The organism is Telluria sp. LT2P80 (assembly GCF_059685955.1).
This window is the reverse complement of the sequence record NZ_JCASIO010000003.1, coordinates 108008-131710: the sequence shown is the minus strand read 5'-3', so window position 1 is coordinate 131710 and position 23703 is coordinate 108008. Positions and strand designations below refer to the sequence as shown.

Annotated in this window: 22 protein-coding genes; 13 read left to right on the top strand and 9 right to left on the bottom strand. The window is 64.8% G+C overall.

The features are described 5' to 3' along the window. Positions 1–2: 2 nt before the first annotated feature. Genes cyoB through AC56LW_RS09855 form a run of 7 tightly spaced genes read left to right on the top strand, consistent with a single transcriptional unit; the run spans position 3 to position 6211 of the window. Positions 3–2012, top strand: coding sequence for a cytochrome o ubiquinol oxidase subunit I (gene cyoB, locus AC56LW_RS09885; protein ID WP_482898815.1), 2010 nt, complete (start codon positions 3–5; stop codon positions 2010–2012). Then, positions 2005–2643 carry a cytochrome o ubiquinol oxidase subunit III gene (gene cyoC / locus AC56LW_RS09880; protein ID WP_332532020.1) on the top strand — a complete coding sequence of 213 codons (639 nt, stop codon included), beginning with the start codon at positions 2005–2007 and terminating at the stop codon, positions 2641–2643. The genes cyoB and cyoC overlap by 8 nt, the downstream gene beginning before the upstream one ends. Then, positions 2640–3026 carry a cytochrome o ubiquinol oxidase subunit IV gene (gene cyoD / locus AC56LW_RS09875; RefSeq protein ID WP_332532021.1) on the top strand — a complete coding sequence of 129 codons (387 nt, stop codon included), beginning with the start codon at positions 2640–2642 and terminating at the stop codon, positions 3024–3026. The genes cyoC and cyoD overlap by 4 nt, the downstream gene beginning before the upstream one ends. A gap of 2 nt (positions 3027–3028) precedes the next feature. Beyond that, entirely contained in the window at positions 3029–3856 is an 828-nt protein-coding gene (locus tag AC56LW_RS09870) for an SURF1 family protein (protein ID WP_499633888.1), read from the top strand. A gap of 51 nt (positions 3857–3907) precedes the next feature. Continuing rightward, positions 3908–5257: an ATP-binding protein gene (locus tag AC56LW_RS09865; RefSeq protein ID WP_332532023.1), complete on the top strand. Its 1350-nt coding sequence runs from the start codon at positions 3908–3910 to the stop codon at positions 5255–5257. After that, positions 5244–5783 carry a response regulator transcription factor gene (locus AC56LW_RS09860; protein WP_332532024.1) on the top strand — a complete coding sequence of 180 codons (540 nt, stop codon included), beginning with the start codon at positions 5244–5246 and terminating at the stop codon, positions 5781–5783. The genes AC56LW_RS09865 and AC56LW_RS09860 overlap by 14 nt, the downstream gene beginning before the upstream one ends. 2 nt (positions 5784–5785) lie before the next feature. Continuing rightward, positions 5786–6211: a c-type cytochrome gene (locus AC56LW_RS09855; protein ID WP_499633887.1), complete on the top strand. Its 426-nt coding sequence runs from the start codon at positions 5786–5788 to the stop codon at positions 6209–6211. A gap of 39 nt (positions 6212–6250) precedes the next feature. Here the strand turns inward: AC56LW_RS09855 and AC56LW_RS09850 are convergent, their stop codons facing one another. The 4 genes from AC56LW_RS09850 to AC56LW_RS09835 form a co-directional block, all read right to left on the bottom strand. Then, entirely contained in the window at positions 6251–6775 is a 525-nt protein-coding gene (locus tag AC56LW_RS09850) for a PEP-CTERM sorting domain-containing protein (RefSeq protein ID WP_499633886.1), read from the bottom strand. Between the two features lie 152 nt (positions 6776–6927). Beyond that, positions 6928–8505, bottom strand: a complete 1578-nt coding sequence (locus tag AC56LW_RS09845) for an ATP-binding response regulator (RefSeq protein ID WP_499633884.1) — start codon at positions 8503–8505, stop codon at positions 6928–6930. An 82-nt stretch (positions 8506–8587) separates the two neighbouring features. Beyond that, positions 8588–9349, bottom strand: coding sequence for a ZIP family metal transporter (locus AC56LW_RS09840; protein WP_332532028.1), 762 nt, complete (start codon positions 9347–9349; stop codon positions 8588–8590). A gap of 216 nt (positions 9350–9565) precedes the next feature. Further along, positions 9566–10066 carry a MarR family winged helix-turn-helix transcriptional regulator gene (locus AC56LW_RS09835; RefSeq protein WP_499633882.1) on the bottom strand — a complete coding sequence of 167 codons (501 nt, stop codon included), beginning with the start codon at positions 10064–10066 and terminating at the stop codon, positions 9566–9568. A gap of 201 nt (positions 10067–10267) precedes the next feature. On the opposite strand from AC56LW_RS09835, the gene AC56LW_RS09830 reads away from it, so the two are divergent. Continuing rightward, positions 10268–13006: a bifunctional diguanylate cyclase/phosphodiesterase gene (locus AC56LW_RS09830; RefSeq protein ID WP_499633880.1), complete on the top strand. Its 2739-nt coding sequence runs from the start codon at positions 10268–10270 to the stop codon at positions 13004–13006. Between the two features lie 26 nt (positions 13007–13032). Here the strand turns inward: AC56LW_RS09830 and AC56LW_RS09825 are convergent, their stop codons facing one another. Continuing rightward, a complete protein-coding gene (locus AC56LW_RS09825) occupies positions 13033–14001 on the bottom strand; it encodes an IS1595 family transposase (RefSeq protein ID WP_499633878.1) in 969 nt (322 codons plus the stop codon). Between the two features lie 167 nt (positions 14002–14168). Between AC56LW_RS09825 and AC56LW_RS09820 the strand changes: the two genes are divergently transcribed. Next, positions 14169–16646: a penicillin-binding protein 1A gene (locus AC56LW_RS09820; protein ID WP_499633876.1), complete on the top strand. Its 2478-nt coding sequence runs from the start codon at positions 14169–14171 to the stop codon at positions 16644–16646. Here the strand turns inward: AC56LW_RS09820 and AC56LW_RS09815 are convergent. Then, positions 16612–17181: a M23 family metallopeptidase gene (locus tag AC56LW_RS09815; RefSeq protein WP_499633874.1), complete on the bottom strand. Its 570-nt coding sequence runs from the start codon at positions 17179–17181 to the stop codon at positions 16612–16614. The two genes, AC56LW_RS09820 and AC56LW_RS09815, sit on opposite strands and share 35 nt — an antisense overlap. Positions 17182–17309: 128 nt before the next feature. Here AC56LW_RS09815 and AC56LW_RS09810 point away from each other — a divergent pair, with 128 nt between their 5' ends. Continuing rightward, a complete protein-coding gene (locus tag AC56LW_RS09810) occupies positions 17310–17795 on the top strand; it encodes an META domain-containing protein (RefSeq protein WP_499633872.1) in 486 nt (161 codons plus the stop codon). Here the strand turns inward: AC56LW_RS09810 and AC56LW_RS09805 are convergent. Together AC56LW_RS09805 and AC56LW_RS09800 are read right to left on the bottom strand one after the other, a co-directional pair. After that, on the bottom strand, positions 17785–19575 hold the full coding sequence (locus tag AC56LW_RS09805; protein WP_499633870.1) for an ATP-binding protein: 1791 nt from the start codon (positions 19573–19575) through the stop codon (positions 17785–17787). The genes AC56LW_RS09810 and AC56LW_RS09805 overlap by 11 nt on opposite strands. Before the next feature lie 166 nt (positions 19576–19741). Continuing rightward, positions 19742–20581, bottom strand: a complete 840-nt coding sequence (locus tag AC56LW_RS09800; RefSeq protein ID WP_499633868.1) for a glucose 1-dehydrogenase — start codon at positions 20579–20581, stop codon at positions 19742–19744. A 230-nt stretch (positions 20582–20811) separates the two neighbouring features. Between AC56LW_RS09800 and AC56LW_RS09795 the strand changes: the two genes are divergently transcribed. The 3 genes from AC56LW_RS09795 to AC56LW_RS09785 are packed head-to-tail and all read left to right on the top strand — an operon-like array spanning position 20812 to position 22882. After that, on the top strand, positions 20812–21132 hold the full coding sequence (locus AC56LW_RS09795; RefSeq protein ID WP_499633866.1) for a thioredoxin family protein: 321 nt from the start codon (positions 20812–20814) through the stop codon (positions 21130–21132). Continuing rightward, complete coding sequence (locus AC56LW_RS09790) at positions 21129–22409, top strand: MFS transporter (protein WP_332532038.1); 1281 nt, start codon at positions 21129–21131, stop codon at positions 22407–22409. Before AC56LW_RS09795 ends, AC56LW_RS09790 begins: the two co-directional genes overlap by 4 nt. Continuing rightward, entirely contained in the window at positions 22406–22882 is a 477-nt protein-coding gene (locus AC56LW_RS09785) for a GNAT family N-acetyltransferase (RefSeq protein WP_499633864.1), read from the top strand. Before AC56LW_RS09790 ends, AC56LW_RS09785 begins: the two co-directional genes overlap by 4 nt. A 4-nt stretch (positions 22883–22886) precedes the next feature. Here the strand turns inward: AC56LW_RS09785 and AC56LW_RS09780 are convergent, their stop codons facing one another. Continuing rightward, the gene (locus AC56LW_RS09780; RefSeq protein ID WP_499633862.1) at positions 22887–23690 is read right to left on the bottom strand and encodes a DUF481 domain-containing protein; all 804 of its coding nucleotides are present in this window, start codon (positions 23688–23690) and stop codon (positions 22887–22889) included. Positions 23691–23703 lie beyond the last annotated feature (13 nt).

Below are 23703 nucleotides of genomic sequence, written 5' to 3'. Positions count from 1 at the left end.
CCATGCAAGACACTTTCGACTTGACGAAGTTTATCTTCGGTCGGCTTGGCTGGGACGCGATTCCCTTCCATGAGCCGATCCTGCTTGCTACCTTCGCAGGTGTGATCGTAGGCGGTGTTGCCCTCGTGGGCATCCTGACCTACTTCCGCCTGTGGGGCTCGTTGTGGAAAGACTGGATCACCAGTATCGACCACAAGAAAATCGGCATCATGTACATGATCCTCGGTCTGGTCATGCTGCTGCGCGGCTTTGCCGACGCCCTGATGATGCGTGCCCAGCAGGCGCTCGCCTTTGGCGACAACGCCGGCTTCCTGCCGCCACACCACTACGACCAGGTCTTCACCGCCCACGGCGTGATCATGATCTTCTTCGTGGCGATGCCGTTCGTGACGGGTCTGATGAACTACGTGGTGCCACTGCAGATCGGTGCGCGCGACGTGGCCTTCCCGTTCCTGAACAACTTCTCGTTCTGGATGACCACGATGGGCGCCGTGCTGATCATGGCGTCGCTGTTCGTCGGTGAATTCGCACGTACCGGCTGGCTCGCGTATCCGCCGCTGTCGGGCATCCTGGCCAGTCCGGGGGTGGGCGTCGACTACTATATCTGGTCATTGCAGATCGCGGGTGTGGGTACCTTGCTGTCCGGCGTGAACCTGATCGTCACCATCATCAAGATGCGCGCACCGGGCATGGGCCTGATGAAAATGCCAGTCTTCGTCTGGACCTCGCTGTGCACCAACATCCTGATCGTCGTGACCTTCCCGATCCTGACCGCTGTGCTCGCCATGCTGGGCATGGACCGCCTGTTCGACACCGCGTTCTTCACGAACGACCGTGGCGGCAACGCGATGATGTACGTGAACCTGATCTGGATCTGGGGGCACCCTGAGGTCTACATCCTGATCCTGCCAGCGTTCGGTATCTTCTCCGAAGTGGTCTCGACCTTCTGCGGCAAGCGCCTGTTCGGCTACACCTCGATGGTCTACGCGACCTGCGTCATCATGGTGCTGTCGTACCTGGTCTGGCTGCACCACTTCTTCACGATGGGTTCGGGCGCAAGCGTCAATGCGTTCTTCGGCATCACGACGATGATCATCTCGATCCCGACCGGCGCGAAGCTGTTCAACTGGCTGTTCACCATGTACCGCGGCCAGATTCGCTTCGAACTGCCGATGATGTGGACGATTTCGTTCATGCTGACCTTCACCATCGGCGGCATGACCGGCGTGATGCTGGCGATTCCTGCGGCCGACTTCGTGCTGCACAACTCGCTGTTCCTGATCGCCCACTTCCACAACGTGATTATCGGTGGCGTGGTGTTCGGTATCTTCGCGGGCCTGAACTACTGGTTCCCGAAAGCGTTCGGCTACAAGCTCGACAAATTCTGGGGCACCGTGTCGTTCTGGCTCTGGTCGATCGGTTTCTGGGTCGCGTTCACGCCGCCGTACATCCTGGGCTTCATGGGCTACACCCGCCGCGTGAGTCACTTCGATGACATGTCGGTCCAGTGGCTGTTCCAGATCTCGTTCCTGGGCACCCTGATGATCGCTGGTGGTATCGGCGCGCTGCTGATGCAACTGTATGTCAGCTTCCGTGACCGCAACACCGCACGTCTGCGCGATTTCACGGGCGATCCGTGGGATGGCCGTACGCTGGAGTGGTCGACCTCGTCGCCACCACCTGACTACAACTTCGCGTTCACGCCGGTGGTGCACGACAACGACACCTTCGCCGACATGAAGAAGAACGGTTACCAGCGTCCGCTCGCCGATTTCGTCGCGATCCACATGCCCAAGAACACCTGGGCCGGTTTCGTGATCTCGGCACTGGCGTGCGCGGTCGGCTTTGCCATCATCTGGCATATGTGGGCTCTGGTGATCGGGGCGTTCATCGTCCTGCTCGGTACGATCATTGCCCATACCTTCAACTACAAACGCGATTTCTACATTCCGGCTGAAGAAGTCCTGAAGACCGAAACCGCACGTACTCGTATGCTGGAAAGCCATGTCTGAAATTAAAGCAACCATGACAGGCGGGATGACACCCGCCGAAGTGACCGCGCGCTACATGGCGCGGGAGCACCACCCGGAGCAGGGCACGTTGCTCGGCTTCTGGCTCTACCTGATGAGCGACTGCCTGCTGTTCGCATCGCTCTTCGCCAGCTACGCCGTGCTGGGCCGCAACTATGCGGGCGGCCCGACCGGCGCCGAGCTGTTCGAGTTGCCGCTGATCGCGCTCAATACCGCGTTCCTGCTGGTGTCGTCGATTACCTTCGGCATGGCCATGATCGCGGCGCAAGCCAAGAACGTGGGCAAGACCAAGCTGTGGCTGATTGCCACGGGCCTCCTGGGCGTGGCGTTCCTGTCGCTGGAAATCTATGAATTCCAGCACCTGATCCACTTGGGCGCCGGCCCACAGCGTTCGGGCTTCCTGACCGCGTTCTTCTCGCTGGTCGGTACCCACGGTCTGCACGTGCTGTTCGGCATCGTGTGGCTGGTGACCCTGTTCGTGCAGCTGTCCAAGCACGGCCTGACCCCGGAAAACTTCCGTCGCCTGGCTTGCCTGTCGCTGTTCTGGCACTTCCTGGATCTGGTCTGGATCTTCGTGTTTACCTTTGTCTACCTGATGGGAGTGCTGCCATGAGCGATCATCATAACGAGCACGACCATGGTCATCATGGTCATGACAGCTACCAGATCCACTACAGTGGCAAGGATTATGCGATCGGCTTCGTCCTGTCGCTGATCCTCACCGCGATTCCGTTCTGGCTGGTGATGGGCAATGTGCTGGCCCCGGACATGACCCGCTGGGTCATCCTCGGCTTCGCCGCGGTCCAGCTGGTGGTCCAGATGGTCTACTTCCTTCACTTGAATTCGAAGGCTGAAGGCGGCTGGAACATGATGGCGCTGGTCCTGACGCTGGTTCTGCTGGTCATCGTGATGTCGGGCTCGATCTGGGTCATGCACCACATGAACACCAACATGATGCCGGGCATGGGTGCTGAAAACACCTCCGACATGACCTGACCGTGGTGACGCACGCGCAGCAACCGCCGACCCTGTCGGCGCAAGATCAGCCCCCGCCACGGCGCTCGCCTTTCGTGCGACGCCTGGTGGCGGTGCTGGCCTTGCTGCTGCTCGTGCTGTTTGCAGTTCTGGGGACCTGGCAGGTGTTTCGCCTGCAATGGAAACTGGACCTGATTGAACGCGTCGATGCACGCGTTCATGCGGCGCCTGCTGCGCTTCCTCCGGTGGCGCAGTGGCCGCAGATTTCCAAGGAATCCGACGAATACCGGGCCGTTGCCCTGTCGGGTCACTATCTCTACCAATACACCGCACCCGTCCAGGCGCTGTCCGAGCTGGGCGCGGGCTTCTGGCTGCTCACGCCGTTCTGCACGGACCAGGGCCACATCGTGTTTGTCAACCGCGGCTTCATCCCGTCATCGGGCGATATCGCCACGCGCTTCCCGGCGCGCACCGCCGTGCCGGACGCCTGCGCCGCCCCGGGCGAGCCTGTCCGGTTGACCGGTCTGCTGCGCATCAGCGAGCCCAAAGGTGGCTTCCTGCGCGATAACGACCCGGCCGGCAACCGCTGGTATTCGCGCGACATCATCGCCTTGACCGCCGCGCGCGGCTTCGACCCGGCCCGCACGGCACCGTTTTTCGTCGATGCCGGCAAGAACCAGGATCCTGCGTCGGCGCCCGAGCGCGCCGTGGGCGGCCTGACCGTCATCTCGTTCCCAAATAATCACCTCGTGTACGCGCTGACTTGGTATGCTCTCGCCCTCATGGTGGCCGCAGCCTGGTGGTGGGTGGCCCGTTACGAGGCGAAGCGCTCCCGCGACGCCAACGACTAAAGACGCTCCGGCCGCATTGCCGCGCACGGGGCATTGAACGGACGGGTTTCGATGCAATCTCCGCTGGATTTCTTCGCCCGGGCGGCGCGCACGTCGCCGTCGGCGGCGGCCGCGAACGTGGAATTCGCCGCCGGCCACAAGAACATGCTGCAGCTGATCGAGCTGCGCTGGATCGCCGTCATCGGCCAGGTCACCACCATCGCCGCCGCGATCCTGCTGTTCGGGATCGCGCTGCCGCTGGTGCACATGCTGCAGGTGCTCTCATGCCTGATTGCCTTCAATATCGCCAGCCACCTGCGCTGGCACGAACGCCGGCCAGTCTCGAACGGCGAGATGTTCATGGCCATCCTGGTCGACGTCTCGAGCCTGACCGTGCTGCTGTACCTGTCCGGCGGCACCACCAATCCCTTTGCATTCCTGTACCTGCTGCAGGTGATCGTCTCGGCCGTGTTGCTCGACGTGCTGTGGACCTGGAGCATCGTCGTCATCACGATCACGTGCATGGCGGGGCTGGCGGCGTTCGCCGAACCGCTCGCGCTGCCGTTTGACCACGAGCGCGGGATCGGTAGCCTGTATGTCCAGGGCTTGCTTGTCTGCTTCGCGCTCAATGCCGGGCTGCTGGTGATGTTCGTCTCGCGCATTTCGGACAATGTGCGCGACAAGGCGACACAGCTGGCCGCGCTGCGCCAGAGCGCGGCCGAGGAAGAACACATCGTGCGCATGGGCCTGCTTGCCAGCGGCGCCGCGCATGAACTGGGCACGCCGCTGTCGACCGTCTCGGTAATCCTGGGCGACTGGAAGCGCATGCCCGCGTTTCGTGACGACGCCGAGCTGCTGGGCGAACTGACCGAGATGCAGACGCAGCTCAAGCGCTGCAAGTCGATCGTCAGCGGCATCCTGCTCTCGGCCGGCGAAGCGCGCGGCGAATCGGCAGAACGCACGACGGTGCGGGGCTTTCTCGATGGCCTGGTTGAACGCTGGCAGGCCAGCCGCCCGGTGCGCGCTTTCACGTACAATAACCGCATCGCCGACGACTGGCCGGTGGCGAGCGACTCGGCGCTGCGCCAGACGGTCGACAACCTGCTCGACAATGCGCTGGAAGCCTCTCCCGATTGGGTCTGCTTCGATGCGCACATCGACGAGCGTACGCTGGTGCTGTCCGTGCTCGACCGTGGTCCCGGCTTTGCGCCCAGCATGCTGGCGCAATTCGGCAAACCCTACCAGTCCACCAAGGGCAAACCCGGTGGTGGCCTGGGACTGTTCCTGGCCGTGAACGTCGTACGCAAACTCGGCGGCACGGTGACGGCGACCAACCGGCCGGAAGGCGGCGCCGTGGTCATGCTGCGATTGCCGATGTCGGCCATTGAACTGGAAGAGGAGCTGAACGATGCCGAACCCTGAGCCGCTGCTGCTCATCATTGAAGACGACGAAGCCTTCGCACGTACCCTGAGCCGTTCGTTCGAGCGGCGCGGTTACCGCGTGCTGGGCGCCACCGGCCATGACGAAGCGGCCGCCATCCTGGCCCAGCACAATCCCGGCTACGCCGTGGTCGACCTGAAGCTCAAGGGCCAGACCTCGGGTCTGGCCTGCGTGCAACTGCTGCATGACCACGATCCCGACATGCTCATCGTGGTGCTGACGGGCTTTGCCAGCATCGCCACTGCGGTCGAAGCGATCAAGCTCGGCGCTGTCCAGTACCTGGCCAAGCCATCGGACGCCGACGATATCGAAGCGGCGTTCGGGCACGTGGCCGGCAGCGCCGAGATCGAGGTCACCAACCGCTCGACGTCGATCAAGACGCTGGAATGGGAACGCATCCACGCGGTGCTGGCCGAGACCGATTTCAATATCTCCGAGGCCGCGCGCCGGCTGGGCATGCATCGCCGCACACTGGCGCGCAAGCTCGAGAAGCAGCGGGTGAAATGATCATGCGCGCGCTCATCATTGGTTTCGCGCTGTTGCTGGGAGCAGGGGCCGAGGCGCTGGCGGCACCGGCACCCGCATCGGCACCCGCGCAGGCCCAGGTGGATGCCGGCCGCCGGCTGTTCGCGCGCTGTACCAACTGTCACGAGGTTGGCGCGGGCGCCCGCAATGGCTTCGGGCCGCAATTGAACGGGATCGTGGGCCGCAAGGCGGGCAGCGCGCCTGCGTATGCCTACTCGCCGGCGTTGAAGAAGGCGGGCTTCGTCTGGAACGAGCAGAATCTGGTCGCGTTCATTCGCGACAGTGAAAAGGTCGTGCCGGGTAACAAGATGCGCTTTCTCAGCTTCATGAGCGAGAAGCAGGCCGCCGAGATCGTGGCGTACCTGCGCACGCAGGGTGCGGTGGCTGCGTCGCCAGCGCCGAAAAGATAGCAAGGCTGGTTCAGCGCAGCCTTGCCAGTCGTACGATGCTTACCTGGCCTGGCGCCACTTGCGCGCTGCCAGCAGGACGCCCAGGCCACCGAGCAGCAGCGCAGCACTGGCCGGTTCCGGTACATCGACCGGTGGTTCAGGCAGTGCATCCAGATCCGTGATCGTCAGGGAGTATCTGCCAGCGCCCAGGTACTCGGTCAGCGCAAACGTGCCCAGGCGGAAAGTCGGATTGTCTTCCGAACCTGTGTAGAGCTGGAACCCCAGGGCACTGAACAACAAGTTGTTGCCATGGAAGTCAATGATCTCCATGCCGCCATCAATGGCCTCGTTGTAAAAGGCCAGGTCCACAACGCCCTCAGACGAGTCGGGGAAATTGCCGGCAATGTCCCACAGGACGAAGCTTTTGCCGTCATCGGCGAGATCGGACAAGACCGTCGAATTCAATTGCCAGCTGGCTGCGTAGTCACCGGTCAGCTGGAACTGGTACAGCGCTGCATTGGCCACGCCAGCAGAAAACAGCATGGCGGCAAGGGCGACATTCCTCAAGCTTTTGATCAGTTTCACAGAGCACTCCGTGGTAGTGAAGGTTGGATGAACATTCATGGGATATCGACTTTCGGATACGGCTGTTGCGATATCCAATAAGCACGGAACGTGCCTGTTCAAATTCGTTAATACCAACAGGTACTTACGTCAAGCTACCGGGAGTCACATCATCAAACTGTAAGATTGGTCGACAATGTCCGCGCATCGAACAGGTTCAGCAGTGCTTCCATCTGCACCGGCTTGTTCAGATGATGGTCAATGCCGGCATCGACCGAGCGCTGGCGCGACTCGGCGTCACTCCAGCCGGTCAGCGCGACAATAAGGGTAGCGTCGTCCAGCAAGCCTTGCGCACGTGCCGCAATGGCGACCTCGTAGCCGGACATATCGGGTAAGCCAATATCGAGCAGCAACACACGGTAGCGATCGTGCGCCAGCGCGGCCAGGGCGGCGGCGCCGGTATGGGCAATGTTCACGTCGAAGCCGTGCAATGCGAGCAGCGCCTGCAACAGTTCGGCTGCATCGACGTTGTCGTCGACGACCAGCACCGACGGCGCCTGCCGGGGTGCTTCGAGCGCGGCCGGCGCCGGCGCGGGGATGGCCGTTGTGTGCACGTCGGTGCTCAGGGGCAGGGCGATCTCGAACGATGCGCCCCGGCCGTGGCCGTCGCTGTGCGCGGTGAGCGTGCCGCCGTGGCGCAGGACCAGGTCGCGCGTCAGCGCCAGGCCGATGCCCAGGCCACTGTTGCCATCGTTGCCGCTGCGGCCTTCCTGCGTGAACATGTCGAACAGGCGGGGCAGCATGTCCGGCGAAATGCCGCGGCCCGTATCGGAAACCCGGATGCGCGCCATGCCGTCGCTCCCGGTGCTGACGTGCAGATGGATGTCACCCTGGTTGGCCGAGAACTTGAAGGCATTGTGCAACAGGTTCGACACGCACTGGGCGATGCGCGTGCTGTCGACATCGACAGGGATCCGTTGCGGCGGCAGCGTCAGCTGGAAGTTGGCGGCCGATTGTTCGATCATCGGCGCGCTCGTTTCCAGCGCGCTGGCAATCACGTCACGCAGGTCGGCCGGCGCCACCTGCAGTGTCAGCTTGGCCGAGTGGATACGCGATGCATCGAGCAGGTCGTCGACCAGTCGTGTCAGTTGCAGCCCCTGGCGCGTGATGATGGCCGCGGCGCGTGCCAGGGGTTCATCATTGCCCGCGCGCATGGCGATCAGCTGGGCCGCCGACAGGATTGGCGCCAGCGGATTGCGCAGTTCGTGCGCTAGCATCGCGATGAAGACGTCTTTTTGCCGGTTCGCTTCGCTCAGCTCGGCCTGGCGCGCCACCAGCGCATCTTCGCTTTCGCGCAAGCGGGTGCCGGTCGTGCGCAGCTTGCGCATGGCCAGGTTCATGCGCTCGATGACGAGGCAGTCGACGACCAGGATCGACGCGAAAAAGACCAGCGCGATCAGGTCGCTATGCGCCATGGCGGCTGGCGCCAGACGCGGGCCCATGAAGAATGCCCAGGCCGCCCAGGTGCTCAGGAATGCGGTCAGCAGGCCCGGCCCGAGACCGGCCAGATAGGCCGCCAGCAGAACCGCAGGGAAGAACGACAGGAACGGGAAGCCGCGCGCCGGCAAGATGTCCACCAGCATGAAGCGGGCCGCCAGCGCCACGACGAACAGGAACAGCGCGAACAGATAGCGCAGTGCGAGCGGCGCCGCGCCGTCGCGCCAGGTGCCGCCGGAAAACTGGGGTTGCATAGTCAGGATGGGAAGAGGGTTGCGACGCCGGGGAGGTGGCGTCGCTTGAACGAGTGATTATAAACAGTAATGCACGGCAAGTTCACGAAGAAAGCTTGCTGAGTGTAAATGCAGCGAGAAACCCCGCTGCGACGATCAGGCCGGCAAAATCATGGGTTTCGTCGAAGGCCTCGGGGATCATCGTGTCGACCACCATCGCCAGCACGCCCCCGGCTGCCACCGCGGTGATTGCCGCCAGCATTTCAGGCGGGAACTGGTGAAACACCGTGAAGCCCACCGTCGCCGCCAGGCTGGACGCCACGGCAATCGCTGCCCAGATGCCCATGATATAGCCGGTCGAATGGCCGGCGCGCTTCATCCCGGCTGCGCTGGACAACCCTTCCGGCAGGTTCGACAGGAACACCGCCGCCACCATGGCCATGCTGACACCCTGCCCACCCAGCAGCGACAGGCCGATGACGATCGACTCGGGAATCCCGTCCAGCAGGGCGCCGATGGCAATGGCCGTGCCGCTGGCTTTCGCCTTGGGATCGGCGCCCTCCTGCGGCGTGGAGCGCTTGCGGTGCTTGGCACCCTTGCGCGCCAGTAGCCAGTTGGCGCCTGTATAGATGCCGGCGCCAACGACGAAGCCGGCCGCCGTCGAGGCGAGCCCGCCGGTTTCGAGTGCTTCATCCATCAACTCGAACGACAGCGCCGAGATCAGCACGCCGCTGCCAAACGCCATGATCGCCGCAACCAGACGTTTGGGCACCGCATAGCGTACCCCGATCCCGGCGCCAAGCAGCAAGGCGCCGCCGGCCAACAATCCCCATCCACCTGCCTGCAACCAGCCTGCTATTTCCATACCTGTTCCTGTCGTGTTCGGGGATGCGGCATCCTCACGTGTCCATTGGCACAAATAAGGTTGCCTTGATTATACTTTTCGGGCAATATGGAGACGTGGCAAGTGGGTCGTTCGGTCACCTTGCCCCGATCAGCGAAGAGGCGCTCAGCACCGCTTCTTTTCGTCCCCCGCATTCGTCGGGGGGCTTTTTTTTTCGGTGTCTCTCGCTTGGTCCCGTTATGACTGGCCGAGCGGAATCTTGCCCGCCGCCTCATCGGCATCGAGTTGCGCAATCAATCTACCCAGATCCTGTTCGAGCCGTAGCAGCGTCGATTCGTCGAGCGTGGCCAATGCATTCGGCAACACGCCGGCAAGGGGCGCCGGGGCGCGACGCAGCACCTCCTGGCCGGCCGGCAGTACGCGCAAGGCGACGCTGCGCCGGTCCGTGCCTTCGCGCGCGGCGCTGACATAGCCACGCTCGACCAGGCCGCGCACCAGGTTGCTGGCAGTGGACTGGTGAATATCGAGCGCGCGGCTCAGGCTCGTTGCGCCGATCCCGGGCTGGCTGTCGATCACCGACAGCGCCCAGACTTGGGCGCCTCCCAGGCCGGATTCATGTTCGAGCTGGCGAAAGTGGGTCTTGACCGCATTGAAGACGATACGGAACTGACGCAGTACGCGTTGGGGCGGCGCATCGGGCGGCAAGGGCTGGTGAGGGGCTTGGGGTTCGGACGACATGCGCGAGATGATAATGCAAGCGTTGTCAAAACACATCATCGCACCGCAGATTCTTCTGCCGGTGACGTCGTGTCAGCGCTGCGCCCGGATACCCCGTTCTGCGCTAGCATCTGCTGTATGTACAGCGTTTCTGCCCGCCGCGCATTGGGTGCCGGACGCGGCCTGTCGAGGGCCGCGGTGGTGACCTGTTTGCTGGGAATCATGCTGACAGCGGCGCTGTGCGGCGTCGTGCGTACGCTGGAGACCGAGCGGGCCGACGCCGAATTCGCGCAGCGCGCCGGCGTGCGCGTGGCCGCCGTCAAGCAGGCATTTGCCGACGCCGTCGATGCAGCGCGCGCCGTCAATCTGTTCTTCCGCGCGTCGCACCATATCTCGCGCGAGGAATTCGATGCGTTTGCGCTGCCACTGGTGGCAAATCACGGTTACTTGAAAGCGATCGTGTTCCAGCGTTTCGTCAGCGCCGCCGAACGGCCAGCGTTTGAAGCCGAGCGCCGCGCGTTCTGGCCAAACTTTCAGATCCGGGAGCGCGCGGCAGACAGTCCTACGGGGCTGGTGCGCGCCGGCGAGCGCCCCCTCTATCTGGTCAACGATTACGTTGCGCCCATCCTCGGCAACGCCATCGCGTTTGGCGACGACGCATGGTCGTATCCGCCGCAGCGACAGGTCAGCCAGACGGCAATCGATGCCGGTGAGCCGGTCGCCAGTCCCCTGGTCACCCTGCTGCAGGGCGGCGGTGGGCGCCGGGGCATCCTGATCAGCGTGCCGGTTTACCGTGGTAACGAGCGCCCCGTGGACGTGCTGGCGCGGCGCGCCGCCGTTATCGGCCACACCGAAGTCGTGATCGATGTCGCGCTGCTGGTGGATGGCACCCTGCATGCGGTACGCCTGCTGGATGACGAGGCCGTGGGGTTGTCGCTGCACGGGCCGGATGTCGATGGCCAGATCGTGACGGCCTACCGCCATGGCCCCGGTGCGCGCGCCGGCGGCTGGCTCTCCCGCGTGGGCGACGGCGATATCCTGCGTCATGTCGAACCGGTCGATATCGCGGGCAGCCACTGGCAAGTCGTGGTCGAGGAACAGTCCCTGGCATTCGGGCGTCACGCTGGCGAGCTGGTGACGCTGGCGCTGGGCCTGGTCCTGAGCGCCGCGACCGCCATGCTGGTGCAGCAGCGTGTGGCGCGCACGCGCCGCATCGAGACGCTGGTCGCGCAGCGCACTGCCGCGCTCGAGCGGGCGACCGGTTCGCTGCGCGTCTACGAACGGGCGATGGCATCGAGCGCCAATCCGATCCTGCTGGTCAATGCGCGTGCGCCGGGTTACCCGATCGGCTACGCCAATCCGGCCTGCGAGCGCACCTTCGGCTACGCGCCGCAGGAACTGGCCGGCCAGCCGCTCGCGCTCCTGCTCGGTTCCGACACCGACCAGCCGGCCGTGCACGCATTGTGCACGTCGCTGCGCCAGCAGTTCGAGGAAAACGCGCTGGTGACGATGCACACGCGCGACGGCGCCGAACTGATCAGCGATGTCTACATCGCGCCAGTGCGCCGCGCGGACGGCAAGGTCGGCCATTTCGTCGTGACTGTCTACGACGTCACCACTGCCAAGCGCTACGAGGCTGAACTCGAACGCCACGCCCGTTACGACACGCTGACGGGCCTGGCCAACCGCGCGCTGCTGGCCGATCGCATCGAGCGTGCGATTGCTGCAGCCGCCGCGACCGGAGCACTGGTATGGGTCGTGCTGCTCGACGTCGATCATTTCAAGCTGATCAACGATACGCTGGGGCGCACTGCCGGCGACGAGGCGCTGCGCCTGCTGGCCACGCGCATCAGGCGCACGCTGCGCCCGCTCGACACGGCCGCGCGCGTCGGTGGCGACGACTTCGTGCTGGTGCTGTGCGGCTGCAGCGACGAACGCCAGGCCGCCACCCGCGTCAAGCAGCTGCGCGACGCGGTGGCCGAACCATTGCAACTCGGCAGCCAGCACGTGGTGCTCGGCTGCAGCGCCGGCGTGGCGGCCTGGCCGGCCGATGGCGCCGACGCCGATACGCTGGTCAAGCATGCCGAAATCGCCATGTACCGCGCCAAATCGGACGGGCGCAATGCGGTGCAGTTCTACGCGCCGCACATGAATGCACAGGCGTTCGACCGGCTGGCGCTGGAAAGCGCGCTGCGGCGCGCGCTGCAAGAGCAGCAGTTCACGCTGCATTTCCAGCCGCAGATCGACCTGGCCACCGGTCGCGTGGTCGGCACCGAGGCGCTGATCCGCTGGCGCCACCCGCTGCTGGGCACGATCCAACCGGAGCGTTTCATCGGGCTGGCCGAAGAAACGGGCCTGATCGTGCCGATTGGCGCCTGGGTGATGCAGACAGCATGCCGCCAGAACCGGCAGTGGCAACGAAGCGGACTGGGTCCGCTGCGCATCGCCGTGAACCTGTCGGCGCGCCAGTTGGCCGAGCCCGGTCTGCTGGACAGCGTCGAGCGCGTGCTCCACGAGACCGGCCTGCCGCCCGCATCGCTCGAGATCGAACTGACCGAAAGCATGATGATGGGCGACATCGAATCGGCCATCCACACGATGGAATGCTTCAAGCGCATGGGTGTGAAGCTGTCGATCGACGACTTTGGCACCGGTTACTCCAGCCTGCAGTACCTGAAGCGCCTCCCGGTGGACGTGCTCAAGATCGACCGCTCGTTCGTGCAGGACATGGTGGGCAGCGCCGACGGCGCGGCGCTGGTCGACGCCATCATTTCGCTGGCCCACGGCCTGCGCATGCACGTCATTGCCGAGGGCGTCGAGACGATCGCACAGCTCGACTTCCTGCGCGGCGCCGGCTGCGACTCGGTGCAGGGCCACGTCTACAGCCGCCCGCAGACGGGGGAACGGATCGAGGTACTGCTGCGCGCCGGCCACATCGAGCCAAAGACCAGCACCGCGTGACGCCGCGTTACAAGGCGCAGTCAGTGTTATCTGTTGATGACGCTGATAGCAATGCGAAGCAATTGCCCTGCCAAAATAATTCGCTCTCCATCCAGCGCCCAGCGCCAGCCCAGGTAATTGGGCAGGTAGCGCGACGCCACGCCGCGAAAGCGCTGTAGCCAGGCCTTGAAACGCTGATGGTACGAGTTGACGTTCTGCACGTGGATAGCAAGATTGCCCAGTCGCCTCGCACGCACACCAGCGCGCAGGTTGACCGTCTCGTGCGCGATCCCGTGCTTGCGTGCAAAGGCGCGGTAGGCGGCATGGCTGTCACTGACCAGCAACGCCTGCTTATCAAGCTTTGGCAGCAAGTTACGGTCGAGTTGTGCAGCCGTAAGTGCGCCGCGGCCAGTGACGGCATCGACAGTGCGCCCCTCACGGTCGCGCGCGACCAGGATACAGTCCAGTTCGCTGGAAATGGCCGGTTTGGCAGCGCGCCCGCCGCGGTAGCGCGGTGGGCGATCAAGCGTGCGTGAACCTTTTTGTGATTCGAGCAGAAATGTTTCGTCGGCCTCGACGATGCCGTTAAGCGCTGGGGGGCGGTCGAGCTTGACCCAATGCAGGAAGCGGTGGCGCCAGCGAAAGGCCGTGGTGCGGTGTACGCCAACCCGGTTGGCTGCCTTGCGCACGGGAAGTGAATCGAGCAGCGTATGGGAATACGCGAGCCATTTGGCCTTGAGCCTCAGCCGAGCCAGCGGCGTACCGGTCAGGTCGTTGAAGGTGCGACCGCAAGCGCAGCAGCGGTAGCGCTGCAAGTCGTTGGCGAACCCGTGCCGGTAGCAGAGCTCGTTGCCGCATCTGGGACAGCAGCGGCCTGGCGCTCTGGATTCAATGATGAGTGCGACTACCTGATCGAGCCCGGCTGCAGGGTGCAGGGCATCGAGCACTTGCTGGCGCTGGGGCTGGTTCAGCGAAGGCAGTTTTGCAAACCAGCCCTTGAAACGAGGCGCTTTCATGATCGACTCCTGACGCTGTGGACAGGGGTTGGACCACTGGACTGCTCGTCAGTTCAAAAGTAGTCTCTATTTAACGCTGACTGCGCCCGGTACAACGGCGCGCCGGGCGCAGGCCACCGGTCGGCTATACTTGCCGAATTGACAGATTGAGCAGGCAGGGATAGCGCGTGGACCAACAGCAGAACGACGACAACACGGACAGCACGCGTGCGCCGACCTTCCAGCAACGCTTGCAACGCCTCGCCCGGCGTGGTTTTTCCGGGGCCCGGACAGGGGCCGGCGCGCTCAGGTCCGGCGCGCAGCAGCGCCTGCACGGGCAGCCGATGCCGGTCAAGCTGGCGCTGATCGCCTTGTGGACGATGGCCGCCGGCCTGATGGCGATTCTGGCTTGGCTGTTGGTGCTGATACCCCTCACACCCGGCATCGACGACCTGGAGCAGGCGAGCCAGGCGCGCCCGACCGTCATCCTGGATGCCGGCGGCAAGTCGCTCGGCACCTTTGAGCAGGGCCTGCAGGAGCGCGTCAAGCTGTCGCAGGTCTCGCCCCATGTTGTCAAGGCGCTAATCTCGACCGAAGACCACCGCTTCTACGATCACCACGGCATCGACTTCCGGCGCGTGGGCGGCGCCCTGTGGTCGAGCGTGAAGGGCACGCCGCAGGGCGGCTCGACGATCACGCAGCAACTGGCGCGCAATATGTTCCCGCAAGAGATCGGCCGGGCGCGCAGCATCAACCGCAAGATGAAGGAACTGATCACGGCGATCAAGATCGAGAACACCTACAGCAAGACGCAGATTCTCGAGGCGTACCTGAACACGGTGCCGTTCCTGTACAACGCCTACGGCATCGAAATGGCCGCGCGCACCTATTTCAACAAACCGGCGTCCAAACTCGATGTGCTGGAGTCGGCCACGCTGGTGGGCATGCTCAAGGGCACGCACTACTACAACCCGGTGGCCAATCCGGTGCGCTCGCTGGCGCGCCGCAATGTCGTGCTGGGGCAGATGCGCAAGCACGGCGCGTTCGACGAGCGGCGCTATGCGGCGCTGGTGAAGCGCCCGCTGCGTCTGCGCTTTGCGCGCCTGCCGGACCGCAGCGGCAAGGACAACCACTTCAGCGCCTACGTGCGCAAGTGGCTGCTCGACTGGGCCGACGAAAACGATGTGAATCTGCAACTCGACGGGCTGGTCGTGCGCACCACGCTCGACACCGCGCTGCAGGCCGACGCCGAACGCGCCGTCAAGCGCCAGGCCGACATGCTGCAGGCCATTGCCGACGTCGAATGGGCGAACCCGAATGTGCCGCGCTCGACGTCCGGCGGCATGTACACGTCGATGCGGCGCAATGTCGATCCATTCTCGTACTACTGGATCACGCACGGGCGCGAGCTCGATGCATTCGTGCGCGAGACGGGCGCGTACCGCAACGCGGTCGAAGGCGGCGAAGCGCCAGCGGACGCGCTCAGGCGCATCAAGGCTGACCGCAGTTTCATGGACGACCTGAAAAGCGCCAAGTCACGCCTGGAAGCAGGCTTTGTCGCGATCGATCCGGCCACCGGCGAGGTCAAAGCCTGGGTCGGCAGCCGCGACTTCGAGCGCGACCAGTTCGACCACGTGGCCCAGGCCGCACGCCAGCCGGGCTCGACCTTCAAGCCGATCGTCTATGGTGCTGCGCTCGAACGGGGCATCCCGCAAGACCAGATGTACCGCGACGTGGTGCAGTCCTTCCGTGGCGCGAATGGCAGCGTCTGGAAACCGACCGACATGAGCGGCAACACGGGCCGCGCGATGTCGATGCGCGAGGGCCTGATCTATTCCAAAAACACGATCACCGCGCAGGTGAGCCAGGAAGTAGGCCTGCAACCGATCATCGACCTGGCCCGGCGGCTGGGTATTCGCCAGAGCAAGCTCGAAGCCGTGCCGGCGCTGGCGCTGGGCACCAGTCCGGTGACGCTGCTGGAAATGGTCAGCAGCTATGCGACCATTGCCGCGCAGGGTGAATACCGCAAGCCGATCTTTGTGCGCCGCATCGAAGACCGCGACGGCAACGTCATCGCCGATTTCGGCGGCAGCGCGCCCGAGCGCGCCATGTCGCAGCAATCAGCCCTGACCCTGATCGACATGCTGCGCGGCGTCGTCACGCGCGGCACCGGCGCCGGCGTGCGCAGCCGCTTCGGCATCTATGGTGACGTTGCCGGCAAGACCGGCACCACGCAGAACAATACCGATGGCTGGTTCATCATGATGCACCCGAACCTCGTGGCTGGTGCCTGGGTGGGGTTCAACGACAACCGCGTGGCCATCCGCAGCACCTATTGGGGGCAGGGCGGCCACAATGCGGCGCTGCTGGTGGGTGACTTCTTCCGCGGCGCGCTGGACTCCAAGCGCCTCGATGCGGCGGCCTTGCTGCCTGGCGGCAAACGCCCGGAGCCGCGCCGCTACGAAGAAGAAGCGCCCGAGGAAGAGATCTTCGAGGAAGCCCCGATCGAACTGGCGCCGGGCTCGCGCGCCGATCAGCTCGATTTCCTGCAGCAGCCGGTACCGATCCAGCAGGAAGAGGCGATCGAGGTCAGCGAGCCGCAGCAGCAGCAGGAACAGGCCCCGCCAGCATCTAGCGGCCAGTTGCCGCCGGTGCCGATTCCTTAGCCGCCGCGTCCGCGGCCGGCTCGGCACGCAGCAGCGGGTACGGGTTGATGGCGCCACCCGTCTCGTAGATGCCGTAGTGCAGGTGCGGTGGCGTGCCTTTCGCATTGCCCGTATTGCCGACGTACCCAAGCACGCGGCCAGCCTCGATGCGCATCCCGGCCTCGACGTCGGAATAACGGTCCAGGTGCGCATAATAATGGCGCTGACCGCCTGGGCCCGTGACCCAGACCACCAGGCCGCCGAGGCGGTTGGTGCCAACCTGCGCCACGATGCCTTCGGTGCTCGACAACACCGGTGTGCCGCGCTTGGCGAAGATATCGATGCCCTCGTGTTTGCGGCCTTCGCTGCGCGCGCCACCCCACGTATCGCGCAGCGCGCGGACCTTGACGCCGTCAACGGGCACCGGCAGCGCGGTGGGCTTGGGCATCGACGCCAGACGCATCGTGTACAGCGCCCGTTCGATGGTGGGTTGCAGCAGGGCGTAGCCCAGGATCAGGATGACGGCAACCACGAGGGCGCGCAGGAAAATTCGCATGGTGGTCTCGTATTGACAAGGTGATATCAATCAGGTGGGGACGCTTTGCCGGATTCCCAGTCTGCAGCGCGGGTCATCCGGCGCGGATGCGATATTCTGGGCGCCTACAATCTCTGGAAAGAAACACCATGCGCGCAAGCCTTTGTCTCCTGTCCGTCAGCCTCGCCCTGGGCGCCTGCTCCAGCATTCCTGCAACTGCGCCTTCAGATTCGCCATCGACCGGACCCGCGACGGCCGTCGCAACACCGACGCTGGCCGGCACGAGCTGGCGCCTGGCGTCGTTCCAGGCGAACGACGATGGCAGCCAGCCACTGCGGCCCGGCACGCCGGATGGCTTCACGCTGTCGTTCGGCCAGGATGGCCGCCTGGCCGTCAAGCTCGATTGCAATCGAGGCAACGGTCCGTGGCAGGCCGTGGCCACCGATGCGACGGGCGGCACCTTGACCCTGGGGCCGGTCGCGACGACCCGCGCGATGTGTCAGCCCGATGCAGTGGGCTCGCGCCTGGCGCAGGACCTGCTGGCGCTGCGCACCTGGCGCCTGCAGGACAATCGCCTGCACACGGGTTTGCCGGCCGACGCCGGTGTCTATGTGTGGGAACGCATCACGCCATAGCCGGCACGCGCACGACAAAGCAACTGCCTTTGCCGGGCCCGTCGCTGTGCACGGCCACGGTGCCGCCGTGCAGGGCGGTGAGTTGCTTGACCAGCGCCAGGCCCAGGCCCAGGCCGCCCTGGCCACGGTCGATGCTCGTCGGCCCCTGCACCAGTACATCGAAGATCAGCGGATGCAACTCGGGCGCGATGCCCACGCCGGTGTCGCTGACGCTGACCGCTATCTGATCTCCGTCGCGCCAGACACGCACGTCGATGCGGCCGCCTTTCGGCGTGTACTTGATGGCGTTGTGCAGCAGGTTGTCGACGACCTGTTCCAGGCGGGTACGGTCGCCGTCAACCCAGGCATCCGGGATCGTCTCGATGGTCCAGGCGTGCGCGCCGGCGTCGACCAGCGCCTTGGCTTCGGCGCTGCTGCGCACCACCTGCGCAACATCGATGCGGGCGCGGTGCAGCACGATCTTGCCCGACAGGATGCGCTGTACGTCCAGCAGGTCGTCGACGATGCAGGTCAGGTGGCGCATCTGGCGCCGGCTGATGTCGCGCGCATTGGCCGCGACCTGCGGCTTGAGGTTGGGCATGTCCAGCACCGACATCGCCCCCGAGATCGCTGCCAGCGGGTTGCGCAGTTCGTGACCCAGCATGGCAAGGAAATCGTCCTTGGCCCGGCTCTGGGCCTCGGCCAGCCGGCGCGCGCGCTGTTCGCTGACCAGCAACTGTTCGCGTTCTTCCTGGAGCGATTTGCGCACCTGGCTTTCGCTGGACAGCGCTTCGCTGGTCCGGGCAAGACCTTCGACCAGGGCGTCGACTTCCTCGACCCGGGTGCGGGCGGGCAGGGCAATCGCGCCGTCAGCCAGCAGCGTGACGGCCGCCGCTGCCTGGCTCAGCGCCCGCTCGAGGGTACGCCCGAGATACAAGACGACGGCCACCGCCAGGCCCAGCAGCAGCAGCAGCACGAGCGCCGCGTACCAGGTTGCAGTACGCGCAGCCGCCTCGATCTGCGCCACCGGCACGCCGATGACGATGGTCCAGTCGCTGCTTTTCGAACGGGTGAACACGCCGTAGACGTCACGCCCATCCTGCGTTACGTGGCGGAACACGCCGTGGTTCGCGGCGCGCGTGGCGGCCAGGAAATCCGCGCCCATCGGCTGGCCCAGTGTGTCCGACCCGCGGTTGCGCATGATGGCCAGCCCGTTGCGATCGAAGATTCCGACTTTCCAGTCTTCGCCAATGGCGTCATCGCGCAGGATGCGCTCGAAGAAGCGCACGTCGAAAATCTGGCTGACGATGTTGTACTGGCCATCTTCGAGCGGGGCCGGGACGCTGACCGCGACGGTCGGCAGTCCCGAATACTCGTCGATGAAATAGCCCGACACGAGGGTGCCGCCGGCAAGCGAGACCTGACTCGCCCAATCGCGGGTTGTTGACAGCAACTTGGTGCCGACCGGCGCCTGTGTGGTGAACAGTTCACGGCCTTTGCTGTCATACAGCACGGTCCAGGATTGGGCATTGTTGGCGTTCGTACTCGAGGTCCAGCGATGCAGGCGCGCATAGTCCTGCTGGCGCATGCCTTCCGAGTAGGCGACGGCCCGCAGCGACGCTTCGGCAGCGGCGATCTCGCGGTCGATCTGGAAAGCGGTGGCGCGGGCCATCTCGCGCACGCTGCGCAGGCGCGAGTCACGCTCCCAGTCAAGCAGCATGGACAGGCCGATCCATGAGGCGATTGCCACGGGTAGCAGGATCGCCCCTGCCATCAGGAACAGGTAAGTGCGGGTTTTCATCGATAGTCGGCGGCGGGCGCGACAAGAAGGCGTGATGCAGCAGATGCTGCGCGCCGTGCCGGGAAAGCGCGTATTGTACTTAAGTTAATAGTGGGATGGGCCGATCTCACGTGCGCCTGCAGGCCGGGCTTGTCAACCCTGCCTGCACGGGCACACCGGCATGTGATCAGAGAATCGGCGTGCCGCCGGTGACCGCGATCCGCGCGCCGGAGATATAGCTGGCTTCGTCCGAGGCCAGCATCACGAACACGGGCGCTACTTCCTTTGGCTGGCCCGGGCGTTTCATCGGTGTTTCGTCACCGAAGCTCTCCACTTCATCCGCCGGCATGGTCGACGGGATCAGCGGCGTCCAGATCGGACCCGGTGCGACCGAGTTGACGCGGATGCCCTTGTCGGCCAGCAGCTGCGACAGGCCACCCGTGAAGTTGGCGATCGCGCCCTTGGTGGTGGCGTAGGCCAGCAGTGTTGGCTTGGGTTTGTCCGAGTTGATCGACGTCGTGTTGATGATCGACGAGCCACGCGGCATGTGCTTCACCGCAGCTTTGCACAGATGGAACATCGCGGTGATGTTGACCTGGAACGTGTAGTCCCATTCGGTGTCCGGGATGTCTTCGATGGACTCATGGCTCATCTGGAAGGCAGCGTTGTTGACCAGCACGTCGATGCGGCCAAATTCGGTCACGGCGCGTTCGATGACCGCGCGGCAGTGCGCCGGATCGGCCAGGTCGCCCGGCACCAGGATCGCGCGGCGGCCGGCTTCTTCGACCAGGCGCGCTGTTTCCCTGGCGTCGTCGTGTTCGTTCAGGTACGAGATCAGGACATCAGCGCCTTCGCGCGCGTACGCCAGCGCCACGGCGCGACCGATGCCGCTGTCGCCGCCCGTGATGACGGTGGCCTTGTCCTGCAGGCGGCCGGAACCGCGATATGAGGTTTCGCCGTGATCGGCCTTGGGATGCAGGGCGGCTTCGCTGCCCGGGGGTGTTTGCTGTTGGGATGGCATGTTCATCGGTGGATCCTTTCAGAATTCAGAGCTGAGGGGGAGCCGACTTGAGCTGACTTTATTGAGAGCTGACTCGAGAGCAGACTGCATAAGATACCAGAGTGACAGTCCCAGCCGCGACGGTCGGTTAGGTGACACACCCAGGGGCGACCATGTTTCAGTAGCAACCACGATAGGCCGCAACCAGGTTTTCGGGTAGGCTTATGCTATTGACAAGGCCATACCAGGAGACCCGCATGTCCACAGCCTACGCAACCCGCCAGCCCGAGCGCGCCGAGATCGATTCGGCACCAGGCATTCTCGTCCTCGACTTCGGCACCGATTGGTGCAGCTATTGCCGCGCGGCCGCGCCGGCGATCGCCCAGGCCGTCGCAGGGCAACCGGCCGCCAGGCACGTCAAGGTCGAGGATGGTCCCGGCCGGCCGCTGGGCCGGTCGTTTCGCGTCAAGCTGTGGCCGACGGTGGTCGTGCTCAAGGATGGCCAGGAAGTCGCGCGCGTGGTGCGCCCGGCCGATGCTGATACCGTGACTGAAGCGCTGGCGCAGGCGGCTGCATGAGCGTCGTCACGGCCAACAAGCCCCGTACCGTCCTGTTTGCCAGCCTGATCGGCACGACCATCGAATTCTACGATTTCTATATCTACGCCACGGCCGCCGTACTGGTATTTCCACGGCTGTTTTTCCCGACCGCTGACCCGGGCGCCGCGATGCTGCAGTCGCTGGCAACGTTTGCCATCGCCTTCTTCGCGCGTCCGGTGGGCTCGGCCGTGTTTGGCCACTTCGGTGACCGCGTGGGCCGCAAAGCAACGCTCGTTGCCGCGCTCCTGACGATGGGCCTGTCGACCATCCTGATCGGCCTGTTGCCCACCTACGCCCAGATCGGCGTGGCCGCGCCCCTGCTGCTGGCGCTGTGCCGCTTCGGCCAGGGCCTGGGCCTGGGCGGTGAATGGGGTGGGGCGGTGCTGCTCGCCACCGAGAATGCGCCGCCGGGCAAGCGCGCCTGGTACGGGATGTTCCCCCAGCTGGGCGCGCCGATCGGCTTCTTCCTGTCGGGCGGCGTGTTCCTGCTGCTGGGCGAGTTGATGACCGACGCCGACTTCTTCGCCTGGGGCTGGCGCATTCCATTCCTGGCCAGCGCCGTGCTGGTGGGCGTGGGCCTGTACATTCGCCTCAAGATCACCGAGACGCCGGACTTCCAGAAGGTGTTGGACAGCAAGGCGCGGGTCAAGGTGCCGGTCGTGACCGTCATGCGCGACCATCGCCGCGCGCTGGTACTGGGCACGTTCATCGCGCTGGCCACCTTCGTCATCTTCTACCTGATGACGGTCTTTGCGCTGAGCTGGGGCACGGCGCAGCTCGGATACACACGCCAGCAATTCCTGCTGCTGCAATTGTTCGCGGTGCTGTTCTTTGCGCTGACCATCCCACTGTCGGCGCTGCTGGCCGACAAGCGTGGCCGGCGCACCGCGATGATGCTCGTCAGCGGGGCGATCGCCCTCTTTGGCCTGCTGTACGGGCCGCTGTTCGGGGCAGGCGGCGCCTGGTCGGTCGGCGCCTTCATGGTGCTGGGCATGTGCCTGGTCGGCTTCACGTACGGGCCGCTGGGCACGCTGCTGGCCGAGCTGTTCCCGGCCGAGGTGCGCTACACGGGCGCGTCGCTGACCTTCAATTTTGCCAGCATCCTGGGCGCGTCGGTGGCGCCGTATATCGCGCTGTGGCTGGGCACGAACTACGGGCTGGAGTATGTCGGTTACTACCTGAGCGGCGCGGCGCTGATCAGCCTGCTGGCGCTGATCATGGCCCGCAGCCTGATACCGCACACGGCGAAGGCGTGAACGAACGCCGCTTCGGCGCGCTGACGGGACGTGCGCCGCACGTCTCCGATTCGGCGTTCCTGGCGGCGCTGTATCTGGCGACGCGGCCCGACCTGGGCGCGTTGCCGGTACCGCGCAGCGTGATCGAGGGCATCGCGCGGCACCAGCAGCAACTGCAGGTCGAGGCGTATGCGCTGCGTTATCCTGCCGCCGAGACATGGTTGCTGACCGATGGCGAAGAAGTGCTGGGACGGGTGGTGCTGGACTGGACGAGCGACACGCTGCGCGTGGTCGACCTGGCGGTGGCGCCCCACGCCCGCCGCCACGGCGTCGCGCGCACGGTGCTGGGGGCATTGCAGGACGCCTGCCGGGGGCAGCGCACGATCGCGCTGCGCGTGCGCGTTGAGAATGCCGCCGCACGCGCGCTGTACGCGGCGTGCGGCTTTGCCGTCGTGCGGGACGACGGCGCGACGCTGGAACTGGCCTGGGGTTGAGCGTCTAGAACGAATAGACCATCGTCAGCGAGGTCTGGGTATCCGTGTTCTTCTTGTCTTCGGGCACGCTGCTGTCGTTGCGGACGCTGAAACCTGCCTTCATCTGCATGCTGCCGTTGATCTTGGTCGACAGCGACGTCTCGGCCACCGAGTGGGTATTGGACGTGCCTTTCTCGACGCTGATCGTCTGCGCAAAGAACGCCGACGGGCTGACCTGCCAGCGGAACTGCGCCGCGCCGCGCACGGTCAGGCCGTCTTCTTCTTCGTCCGTCTCGCGCTTGCCGTTGAAGTAGCCCGGACCGATCTCGACGTCGAGCGTCTTGTCCGGCGCCGTGTACCAGCGTGAGCCGTAACCGACCGACAGCGACGAGTAGCGCACGTAGGCGCCGAACTTGTCGTTCACGTGCGAGCCGAGGACGAAGGCGCGCCGGCCGTCGCCCAGCAGCTTGAACGAGGCCTTGGCCGAGGTGGCCCAGCGCTCGGCCGACCGCGCGCGCAGCAGTTCACCTTCTTCGTTCTCGTACTCGTCTTCCTTGAAGTAGCCGCTGGCAATGAATTCATGGCTCCAGTCCGACGTTTCGTGGCGGGCGTCGATCTTGCCCGTTACCGACGTGCCGCTCGTGTTGCCGGAGGTATTGATCGCGCCGAGTTCGGCCGAGGTAAACCAGCCACCATCGGGAATCGCCGGCATCATGACTTTGAGCGGCGCATGGACGTCGCCAACCTGGGGAAGATCGGGGGCCGCGTTGGCCGCGCCGTGGACGCTGACAACGAGCAGCGCCAGGATCGGGGATAGTTTCATCAGCATCCGTTGAAAAGCA

Excerpts from the sequence above, each read along its gene's own strand:
- AC56LW_RS09780 (WP_499633862.1), bottom strand. The coding sequence starts at position 23,690 with ATGCTGATGAAACTATCCCCGATCCTGGCGCTGCTCGTTGTCAGCGTC.
- cyoC (WP_332532020.1), top strand. The coding sequence starts at position 2,005 with ATGTCTGAAATTAAAGCAACCATGACAGGCGGGATGACACCCGCCGAA.
- AC56LW_RS09815 (WP_499633874.1), bottom strand. The coding sequence starts at position 17,181 with ATGCGAATTTTCCTGCGCGCCCTCGTGGTTGCCGTCATCCTGATCCTG.
- AC56LW_RS09865 (WP_332532023.1), top strand. The coding sequence starts at position 3,908 with ATGCAATCTCCGCTGGATTTCTTCGCCCGGGCGGCGCGCACGTCGCCG.
- AC56LW_RS09825 (WP_499633878.1), bottom strand. The coding sequence starts at position 14,001 with ATGAAAGCGCCTCGTTTCAAGGGCTGGTTTGCAAAACTGCCTTCGCTG.
- cyoD (WP_332532021.1), top strand. The coding sequence starts at position 2,640 with ATGAGCGATCATCATAACGAGCACGACCATGGTCATCATGGTCATGAC.
- AC56LW_RS09810 (WP_499633872.1), top strand. The coding sequence starts at position 17,310 with ATGCGCGCAAGCCTTTGTCTCCTGTCCGTCAGCCTCGCCCTGGGCGCC.
- AC56LW_RS09830 (WP_499633880.1), top strand. The coding sequence starts at position 10,268 with ATGCTGACAGCGGCGCTGTGCGGCGTCGTGCGTACGCTGGAGACCGAG.
- cyoB (WP_482898815.1), top strand. The coding sequence starts at position 3 with ATGCAAGACACTTTCGACTTGACGAAGTTTATCTTCGGTCGGCTTGGC.
- AC56LW_RS09795 (WP_499633866.1), top strand. The coding sequence starts at position 20,812 with ATGTCCACAGCCTACGCAACCCGCCAGCCCGAGCGCGCCGAGATCGAT.
- AC56LW_RS09855 (WP_499633887.1), top strand. The coding sequence starts at position 5,786 with ATGCGCGCGCTCATCATTGGTTTCGCGCTGTTGCTGGGAGCAGGGGCC.
- AC56LW_RS09835 (WP_499633882.1), bottom strand. The coding sequence starts at position 10,066 with ATGTCGTCCGAACCCCAAGCCCCTCACCAGCCCTTGCCGCCCGATGCG.
- AC56LW_RS09790 (WP_332532038.1), top strand. The coding sequence starts at position 21,129 with ATGAGCGTCGTCACGGCCAACAAGCCCCGTACCGTCCTGTTTGCCAGC.
- AC56LW_RS09840 (WP_332532028.1), bottom strand. The coding sequence starts at position 9,349 with ATGGAAATAGCAGGCTGGTTGCAGGCAGGTGGATGGGGATTGTTGGCC.
- AC56LW_RS09800 (WP_499633868.1), bottom strand. The coding sequence starts at position 20,581 with ATGAACATGCCATCCCAACAGCAAACACCCCCGGGCAGCGAAGCCGCC.
- AC56LW_RS09860 (WP_332532024.1), top strand. The coding sequence starts at position 5,244 with ATGCCGAACCCTGAGCCGCTGCTGCTCATCATTGAAGACGACGAAGCC.
- AC56LW_RS09805 (WP_499633870.1), bottom strand. The coding sequence starts at position 19,575 with ATGAAAACCCGCACTTACCTGTTCCTGATGGCAGGGGCGATCCTGCTA.
- AC56LW_RS09845 (WP_499633884.1), bottom strand. The coding sequence starts at position 8,505 with ATGCAACCCCAGTTTTCCGGCGGCACCTGGCGCGACGGCGCGGCGCCG.